Raw genomic sequence first — 16,496 nt, 5'->3', positions numbered from 1 at the left:
TACCAAAGAAGTTGGTATTGGCCTTTTCGGCTGTGATTGCGGCCTGCGGTCTGGCGACTGTGCTGGTGCTGTGGGCTGTCCTGTCTATCCAGCGCGCCGACCATACTGAAGCTGCCGCGCAGGACCTGAACGACGCCATCCAGAATGTGCAGATCGCCATTCTGAACCAGCAGTTGAACATGCGTGGCTATGTCGCCACCGGTGCCGCAGAGTTCAAGCAAGGCTTCGAAACCCACGCCTCGAACTATGCTGCCGCCTTGACCGATCTGGCCGCAGTCGATGCCGATGGACAGTTTCTCGCCGAGCAAAAAGCGCTGGCTGATGCAGGCGAGAAATTTACCGCCGAAGCGCGCCAGATGATGAGTATGGCTGAAGATCCGGCCCTGCATGCCGAGGCTGTGGCCAGCATGGCCACCACGGGTCGTATCGGCGATGTGCGTGCCGCCGGCCGCGCTGTACTCGACCGACTGGCGGACCTGAATGTTGCAAGTGACCGCTCGCGCGCCAACGCCTTCCGTCAGGCGTATGTGGCCTTTGCAGTGGGTGGCCTTGTGGCGCTGGTGATCGCTGCCGCCTCGTCGCTGTGGCTGGTCAACGCCCTGTCCAAGCCGGTGGTGGCCATGACGCGCGCTATGACCCGACTGGCGCAAGGCGATCTGGAAGTCGCTATTCCGGCCGTCGGTCGCAAGGACGAAATCGGAGCCATGGCCAGCGCTGTCCTGACCTTCAAGGAACAGGCGATCGAAAACCGTCGTCTGGCCGCCGAAACCGAACAGGCGCGCGCGGCGCGTGAAGAGGAGCGTCTGCAAACCGAGGCCGAACGCGCTGCGCGTGCCGAAGAGGCCCGCGTGGCCGTCAGCGCGGTTGCGGACGGTTTGGCTGCTTTGGCCAAGGGCGATCTGACCCATCGTATCACCGCCAACATCACCGGCAGTGCCGCTCCGCTGAAGGCCGACTTCAACTCGGCAGTCGAAAAGCTGGAATCGGCAGTGGCCATCATCATCGACCGTGCCGGAGCGATTGGCGCAGCGGCCCAGCAGATCAGCGAAGCCTCGGACGACCTGTCGCGCCGCACCGAACAACAGGCGGCCTCTCTGGAAGAAACCGCCGCAGCGGTCGAGCAGATCACCTCGACGGTGGCGCGCTCGGCCGAAGGCGCAGAGGAAGCCGGTTCCATGGTCCGCGCATCCTATTCCCAAGCCGCAGAAGGCCAGAAGGTCGTCAACAGCGCCGTCTCGGCCATGGGCCAGATCGAGGAATCGTCCAACCAGATCGGTGCCATCATTGGTGTTATCGACGAGATCGCCTTCCAGACCAATCTGCTGGCCCTGAACGCCGGTGTCGAAGCGGCCCGTGCGGGCGACGCCGGTCGCGGCTTTGCGGTTGTGGCCTCCGAGGTGCGCGCGCTGGCCCAGCGTTCCGCCGAAGCGGCCAAGGAAATCAAGACCCTGATCCACGCGTCCAGCCAGCAGGTCGGCCAAGGCGTGAATCTGGTCAATGAGACCGGCCGTGCCCTGCAAAAGATCGCCGAGCACATCGGTCGCCTGACCAATATTGCTGCGGAGATCGAGGCCTCTTCCAAGGAACAGGCCACCGGTCTGGCCGAAGTGAATATGGCTGTCTCGCAGATGGATCAGGTCACCCAGCAAAACGCCGCCATGGTGGAAGAATCCACGGCGGCCAGCCGTTCGCTGGCTCAGGATGCTGCCGAACTGGACCGCCTGATGCGCCAGTTCCACATCCACCGCGATGCCGTGATGGCGTCTGCGGCCTGACCGGACTAAAGGTCCCGAAGAAAAGCCCCCTCGGCGCGCTGCCGAGGGGGCTTTTTAATGCTTGGTGTTAGTCTCAGGCCGCCTTGCTGACCACCACTTCGTCCAGTGCGGTGACCAGATCGGCGATGATGTCGTCCTCGTGCTCCAGACCCACCGAGATGCGGATCAGGCCATCGGTAATGCCGGCGGTGACGCGCGCCTCCGGCGTCATGGCGGCGTGGGTCATGGTGGCCGGATGCGCGATCAGGCTCTCCACACCGCCCAACGATTCCGCGAGGGTGAAGATGTCCAGCGCATTGATGACATCGCATACGGCGGACTGGCCACCGGCCAGTTCAAAGCTGAGCATGGCCCCGAAACCGCGCTGCTGGCGGGCGGCCAGATCATGACCGGCGTGGGTCTTCAGACCCGGATAGTGGACGGCGGCCACGGCGGGGTGGGCGTCCAGAATCTGGGCCAATTTGCTGGCCGTGGCCTGCTGGCGCTCGATACGGGTGAACAGGGTGCGCAGGCCACGAAGGGTCTGATAGGCGTCAAAAGGCGAACCGGTAATGCCCAGACAGTTGGCCCACCACGCCAGTTCCTGATGCACTTCGGCATCGGCGCTGATGACGGCACCGCCCACCACATCGGAATGGCCGTTGATGTATTTGGTGGTCGAGTGGACGACGATATCGGCCCCCAGCGACAGCGGGTTCTGCAGGGCAGGGGACAGGAAGGTGTTATCAGCCACCACCTTGGCCCCCACGGCATGGGCGCGGCGGGCCACATCGGCGATGTCGGTCACGCGCAGCAAGGGGTTGGACGGGGTTTCCACCAGCACCAGCTTGGCACCGTCGGCCAGCGCCGCATCCAGCGCCGCGCCATCGTTCTGGTCCACAAAGGCTACACGGAAATGACCTTTACGGGCGCGGGCGCACAGAAGGCGGTGCGTGCCGCCATAACAGTCATGCGGCGCGACCAGCAGGTCATCGGGCGACAGCAGGCTCAGCGGCAGATCAACTGCCGCCATGCCGGTGGCGGTGATCACACAGCCTGCCCCGCCTTCCAGATCGGCCAGCGTCTCGGCCAATACATCGCGCGTCGGATTGCCCGAGCGCGAATAGTCGTACTGGCGCTTTTGATCGAAGCCCGCGAACGAATAGTTGGACGACAGATAGAGCGGCGGCATGACCGAGCCGTGCGCCGTGTCGGTATCGACGCCCGAGCGGGCGGCGATGGTGCGAGGGTCGGCAAAACGGGCGCGGGTCATTGGTCTACGTCCTTCAGTACGGAGGTCAGGATGTCGCCCACGAACTTGTCTTCCTTCAGGAAGGCGTCGTGGCCGTAAATGGAATCGGCTTTCACAAACCGGAACAGGTTGGGCAGGCGGCTGGCCAACTCCTCCATGTCCTCGATCGGGCACAGGCGGTCGCTGTTGAACCCGATCAGGGTCACAGGGGCGCTGATGGCTTCCGGCTCGACGCGGTGGCGGTCGATGGAATCGGACAGGGTCAGCCAGCGGTTTGGCGTGGTGCGGTCGCGATAGGCCCGCCCGCGCGACGTCAGGTAATCGCACACCGGATAGGCCTGACCGGCGTGGCTGGGAGCTTCGTTGTCAAAGCGCTCGCCGAATTCATCCGGGGTGCGGTAGGTGGTCATGGCCAGCTCGCGGGCCAGACCGATGGCCTGATCGACGCGGCCCGTTTCCAGACCCAGTTGCAGGATGCGGCGCTGGATACCGCGCCATGCGGTGGCCAGCGGATGAGGGCGATGCGCGGCGGAAACCACCACCAGCTGCTCTGCCCAGTCGGGAAAAATTTCGCCAAAGGCCAGGGCGATCATGCCGCCATAGGAACAGCCGATGAAGGCGGCGACCTTATCGACGCCCAGATGGTCAAGCAGCAGCGCCAACAGGCGGGCCTGATCCTGGGTGGTGATGGTCAGCGGCTCTTTCGGCTCGTTCACGCCGTCGCCGAATTCAGGTGCAAAATCAAAAGCCAAGACGCGATAGCGGGTCAGGTCGATGGGGGCGCGGACGCCCACGGCACCCGACCACCAGCCCAGACCCTTGGTCTCGGTGCGGTGGACATAGCGGTCAGCAGAAATTCCCCCCGCGACTACCACCAGCGGAGCATTGGCCTTGCCATGAAGGCGACCGACAACCTGTTTTTGGGTCAGCTTGCCGCCGAAATCGAGCTCGAAATCCTCGGGGATTGGCACATGGACGTCATGAGCTCCTTCGCGTTGCAGAAGGGCAGACGGACGGCGCGTTTTATCGCTCCGACAGTGCGGTTCCTTTTTGGTTTCGGCTTTGTCGATCAGGGCCAGGGTCATCGGTCAGGTCACGCTCAAAAAAGTTTCGCCCCATCGCGAAACCCGTGCAGTGACAGACCCGTGGCGCGCCGCCTTATCGACGCTCCACTCATCTCTCGCGGTGTTCGAAAACACCCCGCAGGAGTTGGCACCGTTTCGGGCGGATCCCGATGGTTGCCCCGACGTCAAAGGGCCTATTCCCTCGGTCGGTCTTGATGAGTGACGCCAAACTGATGTTTGCGAGAGCGCGGGTCAAGTAGAAAATTTGACCCTATTTTGAGTTTTTGTGACCACTCCTTGGGTGGAACGATCCAAAATGGCAGTCCTGTGAAAAATTTTTCCGAACAGGGGTTGACGCGGTGCAGCATCGTCGCTCACCCTAAGGACAACGATATTCAACCTTGGACGCCCGCCGTGATGCACCGCATCGACAGCATTGAACGCACCCTCATCGCCTCGGCCCAGACCGAAATGGCGATGGGTTTTGGCGCGTCCATTATGACCACCACTACCGGTACCACCACCATGCCCGACAGGGCGGGGACAGGTTGACGCGCGCCGAATAGGCGAAAAGCACGAAACCCGATCACCCGCCCGGTCCGCCGAGGCGGGTTTTTTCATGTCCCGCACCAAAGTTCTTTCAAACCGATCCCTCCCGAAACCGAACCCAGACCTTCAGGAAAATCCCATGTCCGCCAATCTCGCTCTCGTCTCCGACCAGAAACCCGCCGATCAGAAACAGCCTGCCCTCGACGCCGATGTGGTGGTGCTCAAATTCGGCTCTTCGGTGCTGAAGAGCCCGGGGGATGCTCCGGCCGTGGCCAGCGAAATCTACGGCCATGTGCGCCGTGGCCGCAAAGTGGTGGCCGTGGTTTCGGCATTGGCAGGCCAGACGGACAAGCTGTTGTCGGAAGCCCGTGAACTGGGTCTGGACCACGACAATGAACTGCTTCCGGCCTATGTGGTTCTGGGCGAAGAGCAGGCGGCGGCTCTGGTGGCCATCGCTTGCGACCGCGTGGGTTTGGACGCGGTGGGTTTGTCGGTGCAACAACTTGGGATTGTGGCCGAGGGGCCGGCCCATCACGCCCGTCCGGTGGCGCTGGGCAATGAGAATCTGAAGGCCGCGCTGGCCAAGCATGAGGTCGTGGTGGTGCCCGGTTTCGGTGCGGTGCGCTCTTGCGGTCGGGTGGCTTTGCTGGGGCGTGGCGGTTCGGATCTTACGGCTGTTGTTCTGGCAGCGGAATTGGGGCTGCCGAAGGTGCGTCTGGTCAAGGATGTGGATGGCCTGTACGACCGCGATCCGGCCCACGCCGCAGGCAATCCGCAGCGCTATCGCCGGGCCAGCTGGGAGACGGCGCGCCAGCTGGGTGGCGCTCTGGTTCAGCACGACGCTATCGACCTTGCGGAACAATCACAGGTAGAAATCGAAGTGGCTGCCCTTGGCCGTGCCGAAGGCACTGTGGTGGGCAATCGCAATGCGCCTCCGGGGCCGGTGTCGCAAAATGATCCGCTGAAGGTGGTTGTCGCCGGTTGCGGTGTGGTGGGCGGTGGCCTGCTGGCGCGCCTGTTGCCCGATCCGAACTTTGAAGTGGTGGGCGTGCTGGTGCGCAACCCGTCCAAGAAACGCGATGTCGACTGTCCGGCCGAACTGTTCAGCAACGACGTCGAGTCCTTGCTGGCCAAGAAGCCTGATCTGGTGGTCGAGGCCCTGTCGGAAGGCGAGGCGGGCTATGACCTGATCCGTCGCGCTCTGGAGCAGGGCTGTGATGTGGTCAGCGCCAATAAACAGGCCGTGGCCCTTGATCCGGCCGGTCTTGAGCTGCTGGCTTCGTCCAATGGCGCGCGTGTGGCGTGGTCGGCCTCGGTCGGCGGCGGCTCGCCGATGATCGAGACGCTGCGAGCGGCCCGTGCCTCGGGCGCGGTGGCGGGTTTCGAAGCCGTGCTGAACGGCACGGTCAACTTCATGCTGCAACGTCTGGGCGAGGGCGCTGCCTTTGCCGATGCGCTGGCCGATGCTCGTGCCGCCGGTTTCGCCGAAGAAGACCCGTCGTCCGATCTGGAAGGCCGCGACGCCGCCGCCAAGGTCAAACTGCTGTCCTATGAAGCCTTTGGCCGCGCCCCGCAGGACGTGCCGTGCGATGTGCTCTCGGCCCAGACGCCGGTGGGCCATGCCCCTGTGCGCCAGATCGGGGCCTGCTTCGTCAAGGATGGCCAGCTGGAAGCGTCGGTGCGCCTGAACGATGCGCTGGATGACGCCCTGTTCCAGTCCTTGAACGGGGAGCGCAATGCGCTCAAGGTGTACGGGGCCGATGGCCGCGTCTGGTCCTGCAAGGGCCGTGGTGCGGGCCGTTGGGCCACGACCGAAAGCGTGCTGTCCGATGTCGCCGACATCGTGCGAGCCCGCCGCGCAGCTGCCGAACTGGTTTAAACTCTATGGCCGTCTTCACCCCCGTTCTTGAGTCAGAGGCCAAGGCCTTTCTGGACGCCTATCCGGTGTCGGAGGTGATCAGCTTCACCCCGATCGCCGAGGGCGTGCAGAACACCAACTATCGCGTGCAAACGCGCGATGCGGCCTATGTGCTGACGCTGTTCGAGGGTGAGGAAGAGCGCGCCGGTCTGCCCTTTTGTCTGGGCCTGACCCAGCATCTGGCAGCCAAGGGGTTCCGCACCCCGTCGCCGGTCGCCCGCAAGGATGGCGCTTTATCTGCCGAGCTGAAGGGCCGTCCGGCGGCGCTGGTGGAATGGGCCAAAGGCGCGTGGCGCAAACGCCCGTCTCTGGCCGATCACCATCTGGCGGGCCAGACGCTGGCGCGCCTTCATCTGGCCGGTGAGGATTATCAAGGCCAGCGGGATAATCCCGTCGGCCCGCGTCGCTGGCAGCGGCTGGCCGAGCGTTCGGCCACGCGCGCCGAGGGCGAGGACCGCCGTATCCTTGATCGACTGGAGGCGGCCATGCCGTCACTGGTGGGGCTGTTCGACCCCTCGGCCCTGCCGCAAGGGGCCATACACGCCGACTATTTCCCTGACAATGTGCTGTTTGATGGCGCAGGCATCGGCGGGGTGATCGATTTCTATTTCGGGTGCAACGGGGCGTGGGCCTATGATCTGGCCATCGCTCTGTCGGCTTGGGGCTTTGACGCCGAAGGCCGTGCCGATGAAGGGGCGATTGAGGCCTTCCGCGCCGGCTATGAATCCATCCGCCCCTTGAGCCGCGTCGAGGTCGAGGCCCTGCCGGATCTGGGGGCGGCGGCAGCCGTGCGCTTTACGCTGACGCGCCTGCACGACCGCCTGTTCCATGATCCGGCCCATCTGGTCACGCCCAAAGACCCGGCTCCCTTCCTGCGTCGTCTGGACTGGTGGAAGGCCCCTGTCTTCGCCTGATTACAGGCGGGCCAGCATCCACACGGCCATAGCGATCATCATGATGTTTTCGGTCAGTGACAGCGCGCCCAGCGGGACGCGACTGTCGCCGCCCACGCAGGCGCATTTCAGTTCGCGCTTGTCGACATAGACGGCCTTGAACACCGACCAGCCGCCGATGATGGCGATGAACAGGGCCACAGGGGCCGACACCCACGTCAGCACATGGGCGGTCATCAGTACGCCCGCGCCCAGCTCCGCAAACGGATAGACCCACGCATAGGGCACCCAGCGACGGGCCAGCAGGTCATAGTTCAAAAAGCCTGTCGCAAAGCCGTCGAGGTTTTGCAGCTTCAGCATAGCCAGCGCGCACATGCTGAGGCTGATGAACCACTCGCCTGCGCGCACGGTGAACGGCGTGCCATAGGCCGCATGGCTAACCGCCAGCGCCATCAGCGCCGTGACCATGAACACCATCAGCACCGGCGTATAGGTGGTGGACTTCGGATCGGCGATCTTCACGCCCAGAAATCGGCGGGTGTCGTCAAAGCCGCCGATACGCTGGCCGTCGATAAAGACCTGCGGGGTGGATTTCACATCGTGCTGCGCCTTGAAGGCGTCGGTTTCCTCGCGCGTCAGCAGCAGGTGGTCCTCCACCTGATAGCCCTTGGATTTCAGCAGGGATTTGGCGCGCAGGCCCCACGGGCACATGCTCTTGCCAATGGCCATCCGATAGAGGACGGCGGTCTTTTGCGGTGCGGCCACGCTGGCGCTCCTGTCTTGCAACAATGATGATGCCGCCTATCTAGCCTCCGTACCATAGTACGGAGTCAACCATGCACGGCCTGACCATCGGACAGCTGGCGCAAAAGGGCGCTGTGGGGGTGGAGACGATCCGCTTTTACCAGCGTCGTGGCCTGATGCCGACGCCGCCCAAGGGCGAGGGCGTGCGCCGCTATGATGATCAGGATGTGAAGCGTCTGCGCTTTATCCGCTCTGCCCAACAGGCAGGCTTTACCCTGACCCAGATCGCGGAGCTGATCGGGCTGGATGACCGTCAGGATCGGGCGCGGGTGCTGGAACTGGCCACCGCGCGGCTGACGGAAATCGACGCCCGTATCCGGGAACTGGAGACTGTGCGCAGCGCCCTTCGCGGCCTGACCCGCAGCTGTGCGTCAGGGCAGGGCGAGACCTGCCCCATCCTGCACGCCTTCGAGGCCTAGACCCCGCACAGCCGCCCCCTTAAGCTTGGTCGTTAGTGGCGTAGGGGGTGCGTATGCTGTTCAAGGAAAAGATGTTTCTGGCCAATTGCGATCCGGTGCGCCGGCTGTCGCGCGATGAGCTGGAAAAGCGGCTGATGATGTCGCTGGCCCTGTCGCAGGGCGCGATCCTGACCCCCAATCTGCTGTTGGACAATGCGGGCATGTCGGGCCTGATGCAGGGCGAGATGCTGCGCCGCTGGGCAGGCAGCAAACAGGGGCGCGGCGGGGTGGTGATCCGAGTGCCGGGCCATGAGGCCCCGTCCTCGCTGGAAGACTATTTCGACAACCTGCCACAACACCATTTCCTGACACGGTTCCAGTGCCGCAAGGGCGATCTGGATCGCCTGACCATCGCCCAGTTCCAGTCCGAACTGCGGGCGCTGGACCGCACCCTGCGCGCGATCAAGCCCGTGTATTGTCCGGTGAAACTGCATGGACAGTCATTGTCGGGCGCCATCGCCGCCTCGGCCTCTCTGGCGCAGTGGCAGACCAGCCAGCCGGAGCTGGAGGCTGCCCTACAGACGCTGATGGACCGCGCGCCGGAACTGGGGTCGCGCTCGCTCTGGTATCAGGCGGTGGATGAACTGCTGCCGCAGCAGGCGGCGGCCTTCAAGCTGGAGGTGATCGACGCCTGCTATAACGGCCTGTTCGTCGCCTCGGGCGAGGCCTTTGTCATGGATCGCATTCCGGTGCTGGATAAAATCCCCGCCGGTCTGCTGACGCTGGGCGTCGGCGCGCAGGCCTTCAAGACCCAACGCCAGCTGATCGAATATGCGCTGAAGGGGTTTGATCTGGTCACCGCCTTTGGTGCGGGCCAGCTGGTCCAGTTCCTGACCGATGAAGCCGCCAGCTTTGTCGAAGACCAATTGCAGGATACCAGTTTCAAATGGGCCACCCGCCGTAACTGGTTTGGCCTCTATCCGCGCCTGACCCAATCGATCGGAATCGAGATCAGATGATTGTCTATGAGAACCCCTGGTTCCGCATCGTGAAGGAACAGCCCTATCACTGGATCGAACCCAGCACGGGAGCGGACGGGGTGGCGGTTCTGCCCGTGGTGGGTGACAGCCTGCTGCTGCTGGAGATGCAGCGCCCGTCGCAGGGTGGGCAAGTCACTCTGGAAATCCCGCGCGGTTTTGGTCAGGCTGGCGAAAGTGCTGTGGCCAGCGCGCGCCGCGAACTGAAAGAAGAGACCGGCTATGACCTTCCGGCACAGGCGTTCCAGCTGCTGGGGCATGTGCGGCCCGACACCGGCATTATGAAATCGCGCGTCGCCCTGTTTACGGTGCAGATCGACGCCGACACCCCTGTCGGACAGGCGGACGACGAGGCCAAGGGGCGCAGGCTGATGCCTCTAGCAGAACTGCCCGCTGCACTGGGCAACGGGCAGATCGAGGACGGCTTTACGCTGTCGGCCTTGGCACTGTGGCAGGCGCTTAGGCGGTAAAGGCCTTGGCCGCCGACAGGGCGGCGTCAAAGGTGTTGTCGATGACGGTCAGCCGCTCGGCCTGATCGCCAAGAGCCGCGACGACCGGTGCCGGTTCCGGCGCAAAGCCCAGCACGCTCTCGACATAGCCGCCGAACTTGGACGGATGCGCCGTGGACAGGGCGACGACCGGCGCGCCGTTGCGATCCATCTTGCGCGCGGCATGCAGGGCCACGGCAGTGTGCGGACACACCACACGGCCCCACGCCTGATAGGCATGACGGATTTCGGCGGCGGTGGTGGCTTCGTCCACCGAGACGGCGCTGGTTTCCTGACGCAGGGCCTTCACCAGAGTGTCGGGCAGGGTGACTGTGCCGTCGCGGGCAAAGTCTTCGAACAGGGTACGGGTCAGATCGGCGTCGCGACCCGAGGCCTCGAACACCAGACGCTCGAAGTTCGACGGGGCCTGCACATCCATGGAGACGCTGGCGCTTTCGATGGCGGTGCGGCGGTCATAGACGCCCTCATTGATGGCGCGGGCGAGGGCGTCGTTCTGGTTGACCGCCGCCGTCATGCCCGCCATCGGCAGGCCCATCTTGCGCGCGGCGATACCGGCAAAGGCGTCGCCAAAGTTTCCGGTCGGCACGACAAAATGCGCGGCCTGACCCAGTTGGGCCGTCGCCGAGACATAGTAGGGAATCTGGCCCGCCAGTCGGCCCCAGTTGATCGAGTTGACCGACGAGAGGCGGCCCTGCTCGCGCAAGCTTTCTTCGGCCAGCAGTTGTTTCACCAAGCGCTGGCAGTCATCGAAGTCACCGCGCACAGCGAGGTTCAGCACATTGTCGGCCTGAACCGTCGTCATCTGCTTGCGCTGGATCGGCGAGACGCGGTCCAGCGGGTGCAGCACGATCAGCTTGATGCGTTCGGCACCGGCAAAGGCGCGCACGGCGGCGGCACCGGTATCGCCACTGGTGGCCGTCAGCAGAGTCAGCGTCTGGCCAGACGCCGCCAGCGCCTCGTCCGACAGGGCCGCGACCAGTTGCATGGCCAGGTCTTTGAAAGCGGCGGTCGGGCCACGGAACAGTTCCAGCACGAACAGGCCCGCTTCCAGTTCGACCAGAGGCGTGACCAGCGGGTGATCAAACCCCTCGACCAGTCGCTTCAGCGCGCGGTCCAGCGCACCGGCAGGCAGGGCGTCGCCGATAAAGGGGGTCAGAACATCGCGGCCAATGTCTGTGTAGCTGGCATCTTTATGTGTCGAATAGCTGGCAAGAGGAGCCCATGCGGCGGGCATATACAGGCCGCCATCAGGGGCAATGCCGCGCAGCAGGGCGTCGGCAAAGTTTTCTTGAGCGGCGTGGCCGCGTGTCGAGACATATCGGTCAGCGGAAGTCGTCATGGGTAACACTGGTAAACTCCAGAACCCGCTGCGTCATGAAAAATGTTGCGCTGCGGGACGTGGAAAACGCCTTTAGCCGCAAGAAGATGCCCGATTGCCGCAGGGGTGTGGATTTGGCCGCGTTTTACGTCCATCTGTGAAGGATGAAACGTCGCTCCTTCCTGCTGAACGCTCTCGGTCTGGCCGCTGCTGTCGGGGGCGGATTGTGGCTGAAGGACAATGTGCTGTGGCGCAAACCGTCGCTCGATTTCGCGCCGGAAGCGCCGTGGGTCCCGCTGGAACGTGCGGCACGCCCTCTGCCGGTCATCAAGGCCAAGGTGGCGGGGCAGGAGGTGCTGGCCCTGATCGACAGTGGTGCGCAATACTCGGTGGTGGATCGTGGGCTGGCCGATGCTTTGGTGGCCCAGAACGCGCTGGGGAAAACCTTCGACATGCCGATGGTGGCCTATGGCGTCGGGGGCAATGCCCAGTTGGGGCGCGGGGTGACCCTGCCGGTCGAACTGGCCGGACATACCATCGCCTCCCTGCGCGCCGCCATTCTGGAACTGGGGCCGCTGGCCTCAAGCGAAGGGCCGGGGGTGGCGCTGATCATCGGGCGCGATGTGCTGCGCGAAGTGGTGCTTGAGCTTGATCTGGACCAGCAGCGCCTGCGTCTGTCCGACCCCGACGCATGGCAGGCAGGACCGCATTTCAAAGCCGTTCCGACCCGCAAACAGGGCGATGCGCTGGGCGTCGAGGTCTCGGTCGAAGGGGCGGTGATCCACGCGATCTTCGACACAGGTGCCTCGTCCCTGCTGTCCATCAGCGAGGCCACGGCCAATGACGCGGGCCTGTTGGATGGCCGCGCCGAGGAGGCCGGTGCCAGCCTGGTGCTGGGCGGCGTGTCGCAGGCACGCTGGATTTCCGTTCAAACGGTGACGCTGGGCGAGGAGATGTGGCGCGATGCGCGCGTGCCGGTGTTTGGCGATTCCAACCTGCCGAACTACCCCAATGCCCTGTTGGGCATCGGGGCGTTCACAGGTCGCGAGATTGTGCTGGATCTGGGCCGCGACCGCCTCTACGTCGCGGGCCAGCTGGACCTGACGATCAATTGATTACAGGTTGGCGAAGGTGTCGCAGACGCGCGGATCGCCAGACTGATAACCGCGTTGCAGCCACTGCATCCGCTCTTGCGACGAGCCGTGGGTAAAGCTTTCCGGAGACACCGCACCGCCGCCGCGACGTTGCAGGGCATCGTCACCGATGGCGGCTGCGGTCTTCATGCCTTCTTCCAGATCGGCGGCGGTGACAACCACCTCACCGTTCGACACGCGTGAGGCATTGGCCGCCCACGCGCCCGCATAGCAGTCCGCCTGGAGTTCCAGCGCCACCGAATAGCGGTTGCCCTCGGCCCGCGTGCGCGCGGTTTGCTGGGCACGCTGAACGCGGTCGGTCGCGCCGGTCAAGGCCTGTACGTGGTGGCCGAACTCGTGCGCGATCACATAGGCCTTGGCGAAATCGGCCCCCGAGCCGCCCAGGCGTTGCAGATCGCCCCAGAAGCTGAGGTCGAGGTAAACCTGACGGTCTGCTGGGCAGTAGAACGGACCCATGGCCGACTGGCCATAGCCACAGCCGGTCTGGGTGCCCTGTTCGTAAAGCACGGTGGTTGGCGGGGTATAGCCATCCATAAAGCCGGACCAGACGTCGTTGATATTGGTGCCGATCACATCGACAAACAGGCCCGCTTCATCTTCCGGCGTGCCGCGCTGGCCGTCCTGTGCGCCGGCATCCCCCAGCTTGCCGAGTTGGCCCGCCAGTTGGGTCGTGGTTTGCGGATCAACCCCGAAAACGAAATAGAGCACGCCCGCGAGAATAAGCGCGCCGATGCCGCCACCGGCGACGGCCCCGCCGCCACCCATGCCGCGACGATCTTCAATACCGCCACCGCGGCGTCCACCTTGCCATTTCATCGGATGATCCTTCCCTCGCACGGCCTTTGGCCAAAGCTAGGTCAAAACGCACCGTTTGGGAAAGAGATGCTATGTCAGCGAGCGTAAAGTCCCGCTTGGTCCAGCGACCAGACGCGCGAGCGTTTCACTTCCTGATCTTCCAGTTCCCGCGTGGTCGGCACCGTGTATTCGGCCAGGAATGTCAGGCCGGACTTGGGGAAGTGGTTGCGACCGGGATCGCCCACCAGCACCCGCGTGCCGCGCGCCCGCGCCTTTAGCAGCCATGCCAAAACGGCTTCGGCCATGGGCTTGTCATAGAAGACATCACCTGCACAGATCAGGTCTGCCTCGGGCGGATCGGTGTCCAGCAGATTGGCGTCGGTGAAGTCGATCTGCACGCCATTGGCTTGGGCATTCACAGCGACGGCGGCCTCGCAGAACGGGTCGATGTCCGCCGCCAGCACCGATTGCGCGCCGGTTTTCATGGCGGCCACCGCTACCAGACCCGAGCCGGTGGCCAGATCGATCACCCGCTTGCCCTGACATTCCGACGGATTGTCCAGCAGCCAGCGGCCTAGCGCCTGACCGCCCGCCCATGCAAAGGCCCAGAAGGGCGGCGGCACGCCCATCTCGCCCAGTTCTTCTTCGGTCAGTCGCCAGATCGGTGTGATCTCGTCGGCCAGCCACAGCGAAATCTCCGGCGTGTGCGACACCGGTTGCAGGCGGGTGTTGTCCAGAATGAACTGTCGGGGATCGGAAACGCGGGCCACGAAGCGTGCTGCCTTAGGAAGTGAGGGGCGTTCCCTAGTCCAGATCGCGCGCGCCTTCCACTACCGCTTGATAGACCAGGGCGCGGTCGGGGCCCTGAATCATGTGGAGCAGAACCCACGTCGAGCCCTTGCGGGCCACGCGCACGCGCAAATGGTCGTTGAACAGACCGTCGGGCAGACCAATGGGGGCTACCTTGTCCGACAGCAGGATCAACTCGCCCATCCGGCTGCCGCATGCGGAAATGCCTGCGCAGGCATACAGGGTCTGATAGCCGTTGCGGCGCAGCGCCTCTTCATAGTGGCGGTCCATTTCCAGCGGCGTCCGGGCCGGACGGATCACATAGTCCGTGTGTTTGATCTCGCCCTGCACATGGCGCGGCACTGTCTCCAGATCATCGCGGCTGTTGATCGCGGCCAGAGGCATGCGGATGTCGCCCACGGCAACATGTCGCCACGCCCGTGCGACGGCACCGTCTACGCGCGGCACATCGGCGTGGTCGCTGGCTCCGGCGACGTCACGGGTCTGTGCATGGGTGACCTGCGGCGTCAGAACCGACAGAACGGCGAGCGCAACGGCGGCGGGCAAAAAGCAATGTTTCATGAGCCGGTATTTGGTCGGTCATCTCCTTGATTGGCAAGCCAAAAAACTATGTCAGTAAGGCCTTACAAAATGTAATGTTGACATGACATTATTTGAGTGTCAGGTTTTCCTGACATTGGGAGGACGAGCTGATGGTTTCGACCAAAGATAATACCCCTGCGGCGCGGCAGTATACGCGTGGCACCTTCGCGACGATGGCGGTCTATGTGCTGGCCATATTTGCAGCCAGTTTCGCGGTCCGCAGCGGGCAGGTAAACGGCGCGGCCATGATCGGTCTGGCGCTGCTGCCGGGACTGGCCATCGTGGGCCAGATCGTAGTGACACTGAACTATCTGCGTCAGGCGGACGAGTATCTGAAAGCCGTGCTGGCGCGTCGCCTGATCATTGCCTGCATGACCACGCTGGCCATCTTCACGGTCTGGGGCTTTCTGGAGACCTTCGCCGGATTTTCCGGCCCTGCAGGCTGGGCAGCCTATTGCATCATGTGGGGGCTGTTCGGGCTGATCGCCTGCGTCGAGCGGGTTCGCTCATGAATAATCGATTGAAACTGTTGCGGGTCGAAAAGGGCTGGACCCAAGAACAACTGGGCCAGCAACTGGGTGTCTCGCGTCAGGCGGTTATCGCGATCGAAAGCGGCAAACACCTGCCGTCACTGGATCTGGCGTACCGTATCTCGGCCCTGTTCGACCGCGCGGTCGAAGAGGTGTTCGAAAATCCCCATCGTTGAGTTCGCGTCATTCGATCAATCTGAAACGGAGGCTCCGATGAAGCCCTTCCTAACTGTGCGTCGTTCGATTTTGCGTTTTCTGGCCACCACGGTGGCGGCATTGAGTCTAGGGGCTGCGCCCTTGGCCGTGGCACAGGACATTGTCCGTCCGTCGCCGCGCTTCTCGGTCGAGGTTATGGGGCAGGGGCCCGATGTGATCTTCCTGCATGGCTATGCCTCCAGCCGAGAGGTCTGGCGTCCGGCCGCCGAGCGTCTGGCGGGACAGTATCGGGTGCATCTGGTGCAGTTGTCGGGCTTTGCGGGCGAGCCGTGGACGCTAAATGATGCGCCGGTGCTGCAACCGGCGCTGGATGATCTGGCCGCCTATGCCGCGACGCTGGATCGTCCGGCCTTTATCGGCCACTCCATGGGCGGACTGGGTGGACTGATCATCGCCCAGAAGCATCCGGACCGCCTGTCCAAGGTCATGAGTGTGGACAGCCTGCCCTTCTTCGGTGCCATGACCAATCCGGCGGCGACGGTCGAAAGCGTGCGCCCTATGGCCGATCAGATGGAACGCGTCATCCGCGCTGCGCCCGAAGTCATGCTGCGCGGCCAGCAACAGCAGACCGCCGTCATCATGACCCTGAGCGAGGATCGCCGCGACAGCATCGTCGAGGATTCAACCCGCTCGGATCGCGGTGTGCTGGCCCGCGCGCTGAAAGAGTTGATGCTGACAGACATTCGCGCGGGTCTGCCCGGCATGACCACGCCGGTCTGGGCCGTGTATGCCGTGGACAGCAGCGGGCCACAGGGCGCGCAATCTTCGCAAATCTGGCCGCGTGAATATGCGCCCCTGCCCAATGTGCGGATGGAGCCGGTGCAGAACAGCCGACACTTCATCATGTACGATCAGGCCGAGGCGCTGAACGCCCTGATCGACGCCTTTCTGGTCGAGGGGCGCTAGGCCCTTC

The 16,496-nt window shown here is 63.8% G+C and carries 18 protein-coding genes and 1 riboswitch; of the genes, 11 read left to right on the top strand and 7 right to left on the bottom strand.

Annotation, left to right across the window (positions count from 1 at the left end):
* Nucleotides 1-17 precede the first annotated feature (17 nt).
* Nucleotides 18-1,775: a methyl-accepting chemotaxis protein gene (locus B3B04_RS02180; RefSeq protein ID WP_292039406.1), complete on the top strand. Its 1,758-nt coding sequence runs from the start codon at nucleotides 18-20 to the stop codon at nucleotides 1,773-1,775.
* Between the two features lie 73 nt (nucleotides 1,776-1,848).
* Here B3B04_RS02180 and metB read toward each other — a convergent pair whose 3' ends face one another.
* Nucleotides 1,849-3,027, bottom strand: coding sequence for a cystathionine gamma-synthase (metB, locus tag B3B04_RS02175; RefSeq protein WP_292039404.1), 1,179 nt, complete (start codon nucleotides 3,025-3,027; stop codon nucleotides 1,849-1,851).
* Nucleotides 3,024-3,977 carry a homoserine O-succinyltransferase MetX gene (gene metX, locus B3B04_RS02170; protein ID WP_313443542.1) on the bottom strand — a complete coding sequence of 318 codons (954 nt, stop codon included), beginning with the start codon at nucleotides 3,975-3,977 and terminating at the stop codon, nucleotides 3,024-3,026. The genes metB and metX overlap by 4 nt, the downstream gene beginning before the upstream one ends.
* Nucleotides 3,978-4,176: 199 nt before the next feature.
* Nucleotides 4,177-4,292: riboswitch (SAM riboswitch) on the bottom strand.
* A 192-nt stretch (nucleotides 4,293-4,484) separates the two neighbouring features.
* Between metX and B3B04_RS02165 the strand changes: the two genes are divergently transcribed.
* From B3B04_RS02165 to B3B04_RS02155, 3 genes are all read left to right on the top strand, one after another.
* Nucleotides 4,485-4,622 (top strand): hypothetical protein, encoded by a 138-nt coding sequence (locus B3B04_RS02165; protein WP_292039399.1) that lies wholly within the window; start codon nucleotides 4,485-4,487, stop codon nucleotides 4,620-4,622.
* Nucleotides 4,623-4,758: 136 nt separating this feature from the next.
* Nucleotides 4,759-6,498: a Gfo/Idh/MocA family oxidoreductase gene (locus tag B3B04_RS02160; protein ID WP_292039396.1), complete on the top strand. Its 1,740-nt coding sequence runs from the start codon at nucleotides 4,759-4,761 to the stop codon at nucleotides 6,496-6,498.
* A gap of 5 nt (nucleotides 6,499-6,503) precedes the next feature.
* A complete protein-coding gene (locus B3B04_RS02155) occupies nucleotides 6,504-7,451 on the top strand; it encodes a homoserine kinase (protein ID WP_292039395.1) in 948 nt (315 codons plus the stop codon).
* Here the strand turns inward: B3B04_RS02155 and B3B04_RS02150 are convergent, their stop codons facing one another.
* The gene (locus B3B04_RS02150) at nucleotides 7,452-8,159 is read right to left on the bottom strand and encodes a MauE/DoxX family redox-associated membrane protein (protein WP_409516063.1); all 708 of its coding nucleotides are present in this window, start codon (nucleotides 8,157-8,159) and stop codon (nucleotides 7,452-7,454) included.
* Nucleotides 8,160-8,266: 107 nt separating this feature from the next.
* Between B3B04_RS02150 and B3B04_RS02145 the strand changes: the two genes are divergently transcribed.
* The 3 genes from B3B04_RS02145 to B3B04_RS02135 are packed head-to-tail and all read left to right on the top strand — an operon-like array spanning nucleotide 8,267 to nucleotide 10,139.
* Complete coding sequence (locus tag B3B04_RS02145; RefSeq protein WP_292039391.1) at nucleotides 8,267-8,653, top strand: MerR family transcriptional regulator; 387 nt, start codon at nucleotides 8,267-8,269, stop codon at nucleotides 8,651-8,653.
* Between the two features lie 53 nt (nucleotides 8,654-8,706).
* On the top strand, nucleotides 8,707-9,651 hold the full coding sequence (locus tag B3B04_RS02140) for a hypothetical protein (protein ID WP_292039389.1): 945 nt from the start codon (nucleotides 8,707-8,709) through the stop codon (nucleotides 9,649-9,651).
* On the top strand, nucleotides 9,648-10,139 hold the full coding sequence (locus B3B04_RS02135) for an NUDIX hydrolase (RefSeq protein WP_292039386.1): 492 nt from the start codon (nucleotides 9,648-9,650) through the stop codon (nucleotides 10,137-10,139). The genes B3B04_RS02140 and B3B04_RS02135 overlap by 4 nt, the downstream gene beginning before the upstream one ends.
* Here B3B04_RS02135 and thrC read toward each other — a convergent pair.
* Complete coding sequence (thrC, locus tag B3B04_RS02130; RefSeq protein WP_292039384.1) at nucleotides 10,129-11,517, bottom strand: threonine synthase; 1,389 nt, start codon at nucleotides 11,515-11,517, stop codon at nucleotides 10,129-10,131. The genes B3B04_RS02135 and thrC overlap by 11 nt on opposite strands.
* 143 nt (nucleotides 11,518-11,660) lie before the next feature.
* Between thrC and B3B04_RS02125 the strand changes: the two genes are divergently transcribed.
* Nucleotides 11,661-12,611 carry a pepsin/retropepsin-like aspartic protease family protein gene (locus tag B3B04_RS02125; protein WP_292039382.1) on the top strand — a complete coding sequence of 317 codons (951 nt, stop codon included), beginning with the start codon at nucleotides 11,661-11,663 and terminating at the stop codon, nucleotides 12,609-12,611.
* Here B3B04_RS02125 and ypfJ read toward each other — a convergent pair whose 3' ends face one another.
* The 3 genes from ypfJ to B3B04_RS02110 all read right to left on the bottom strand — a co-directional run bounded on the left by ypfJ (nucleotide 12,612) and on the right by B3B04_RS02110 (nucleotide 14,801).
* Nucleotides 12,612-13,466 (bottom strand): KPN_02809 family neutral zinc metallopeptidase, encoded by an 855-nt coding sequence (gene ypfJ, locus B3B04_RS02120; protein WP_292039380.1) that lies wholly within the window; start codon nucleotides 13,464-13,466, stop codon nucleotides 12,612-12,614. It abuts the gene before it with no gap.
* Nucleotides 13,467-13,540: 74 nt separating this feature from the next.
* On the bottom strand, nucleotides 13,541-14,215 hold the full coding sequence (locus tag B3B04_RS02115; RefSeq protein ID WP_292039378.1) for a class I SAM-dependent methyltransferase: 675 nt from the start codon (nucleotides 14,213-14,215) through the stop codon (nucleotides 13,541-13,543).
* Between the two features lie 34 nt (nucleotides 14,216-14,249).
* Complete coding sequence (locus tag B3B04_RS02110; RefSeq protein WP_292039376.1) at nucleotides 14,250-14,801, bottom strand: hypothetical protein; 552 nt, start codon at nucleotides 14,799-14,801, stop codon at nucleotides 14,250-14,252.
* A gap of 146 nt (nucleotides 14,802-14,947) precedes the next feature.
* Here B3B04_RS02110 and B3B04_RS02105 point away from each other — a divergent pair, with 146 nt between their 5' ends.
* Genes B3B04_RS02105 through B3B04_RS02095 form a run of 3 tightly spaced genes read left to right on the top strand, consistent with a single transcriptional unit; the run spans nucleotide 14,948 to nucleotide 16,489 of the window.
* A complete protein-coding gene (locus tag B3B04_RS02105) occupies nucleotides 14,948-15,349 on the top strand; it encodes a hypothetical protein (RefSeq protein ID WP_292039374.1) in 402 nt (133 codons plus the stop codon).
* Entirely contained in the window at nucleotides 15,346-15,543 is a 198-nt protein-coding gene (locus tag B3B04_RS02100) for a helix-turn-helix transcriptional regulator (protein ID WP_292039373.1), read from the top strand. The genes B3B04_RS02105 and B3B04_RS02100 overlap by 4 nt, the downstream gene beginning before the upstream one ends.
* 37 nt (nucleotides 15,544-15,580) lie before the next feature.
* Complete coding sequence (locus B3B04_RS02095) at nucleotides 15,581-16,489, top strand: alpha/beta fold hydrolase (protein WP_292039371.1); 909 nt, start codon at nucleotides 15,581-15,583, stop codon at nucleotides 16,487-16,489.
* Nucleotides 16,490-16,496: the final 7 nt, after the last annotated feature.

Origin of the sequence: Brevundimonas sp. UBA5713 (assembly GCF_002419815.1) — a bacterium.
Taxonomy (GTDB): domain Bacteria; phylum Pseudomonadota; class Alphaproteobacteria; order Caulobacterales; family Caulobacteraceae; genus Brevundimonas.
This window is presented reverse-complemented; position numbering and strand designations above follow the sequence as displayed.